Annotated in this window: 2 protein-coding genes; both read left to right on the top strand. The window is 70.9% G+C overall.

The features are described 5' to 3' along the window. The coding region (locus AB0B91_RS65570; RefSeq protein WP_358343126.1) for a cytochrome P450 at positions 1-1247 on the top strand (1247 nt) is incomplete at its 5' end. A 281-nt stretch (positions 1248-1528) separates the two neighbouring features. Next, a complete protein-coding gene (locus tag AB0B91_RS65565; RefSeq protein WP_089002512.1) occupies positions 1529-1795 on the top strand; it encodes a StsA-related sactipeptide RiPP in 267 nt (88 codons plus the stop codon). Positions 1796-1841 lie beyond the last annotated feature (46 nt).

Below are 1841 nucleotides of genomic sequence, written 5' to 3'. Positions count from 1 at the left end.
GCCCGGTGACCGGCGGGACCGCCACCGCCCCGGTGTTCGACCCGACCGCCGCCCGGCACCGCCCGGACCCGCATCCGCTGCTGCACCGGATGCGCGCGCAGGCTCCGGTCTACCGCCACCAGGCCCCGCGCAGCGGCCGCGCGTTCTGGTACGTGACCCGCTACGCGGACGTGCAGCGGGCCCTGCTCCACCCGCAACTCGGCCGTCAGCTCGACCGCCTGCCGCCGAACCTGGCCACCGTCCACCGGCAGGCCACGGGCGATCCGCTGGTGATGCTACGGCGCAACGTGCTCCACCTGGACCCGCCCGACCACACCCGGCTGCGGCGGTTGCTCGCACCCGCGTTCGGCGCCCGCACCATGGCCACGATCGACAGGCACGTACGCCGCGTCGTCGCCGAACTGACCGACGCGATGGCGCCGGCCCGCGGGCCCGTCGACGTGATCGAGGCGTTGGCGCTGCCGCTGCCGGTGCTCGTCGTCGCGGAGGTGCTCGGGTTCCCACTGCACGACCGGGACCGGCTGCGCCACTGGAGCGATGAGATCGCCCGCAGCCGCGACCCGCGGCGGGCGCACCGGGCCGGGGTGGAGTTCACCTCCTACCTGACGAAGGTGATCGCCGAACGTGGCGAAGCGACGGGCGACGACCTGCTGTCGGAGCTCATCCGGGCGCACCGCGACGGTGGGTGGCTCAGCCGCGCCGAGCTGCTCGGCGGGGTGTTCCAGCTGCTGCTCGCCGGCGACGAGACCAGCGTCAACCTGATCGGCAACGCGGTGCTGGAGTTGCTGCGGCACCCCGACCAACTGGCCCGGCTGCGGGCGGCACCGGACCTGATCGACTCGGCGATCGAGGAGGTGATCCGGTTCAACGGCCCGGTCGGGCACACCGGCCAGTTGTACGCGCTGGCCGACGTGGAGATCGGCGGCACGGTGATCCCGCGCGGCGACGTGGTGGTGCCGGTGCTGCTGGCCGCGAACCGCGACCCGGCGGTCTTCGCCGACCCGGACGTCTTCGACATCGGCCGGCACCCCAACCGGCACCTCGGCTTCGGTTACGGCATCCACTTCTGCCTGGGCGCCGCGTTGGCGCGGATGCAGGCCCGGGCGGCGGTGGGCACGCTGGTACGCCGTTTCCCGGCGCTGCGGCTCGCCGTCGACCCGGCCGATCTGCGGTGGACGCCGGAGCTGTTCCTGCACGGCGTACGCCAACTGCCCGTGCTGCTCCAGCCGACATCCGGAGAAGTGTGAGCCGCGATGCCGTCGTTCATCCAGCTCGTGTCGTCCCGTAGCGCCGGCTTCGCCCTCGGCGGGATCGGCCCACCTTTCTGAGGCACCCGGATCGAATTGTCGGCGCCGATCTGACCTGGTCTGAACTCGGCTTTCAACCCGTTCTGAAGAGCTCTTTCCGCCTGCCCAAAAAATGGTCGTCGAATTGCCCTCGACCCCACATTCGTGGGGTTGCCGGGACGGTATTTCGAACCGCATTCTCGATCGCATCGAGTTCGACCCGCGACAGCGAAAGGAAAATGATGACCTTCAACGCAGCGGACGCCCTCCGTGAAGCCGGCATCATCGGTGGCAGCCAGATGTCGCCGGAGCTCGAGGAGTTCTGCAACACCCTGACCGAGCAGGAGACGCAGGTGCTCATCTCCACCCGCAACCGGCTCGTGTCGTTCTTCCCGGACGTGGTGGCGCACAGCCAGGAGTGGTCCGAGCCGAAGGCGACTGAGCAGGGCTTCGACGCGGCCATGATGTGCGCGTGCGGCCTCTGGTCCGGCTCCGGCGAGGCCAACTAGCTCGACCCGCGCGCCGAGTGCGGCCCGGACACCGGGCCGCACTCGG

The sequence above is a fragment of the Nonomuraea sp. NPDC049141 genome (genome assembly GCF_040648415.1).
In the GTDB taxonomy this organism is placed as follows: Bacteria; Actinomycetota; Actinomycetes; order Streptosporangiales; family Streptosporangiaceae; genus Nonomuraea.
Note: the sequence above shows the minus strand (reverse complement) of the source record. Positions and strands in the feature narration are given on the sequence as shown.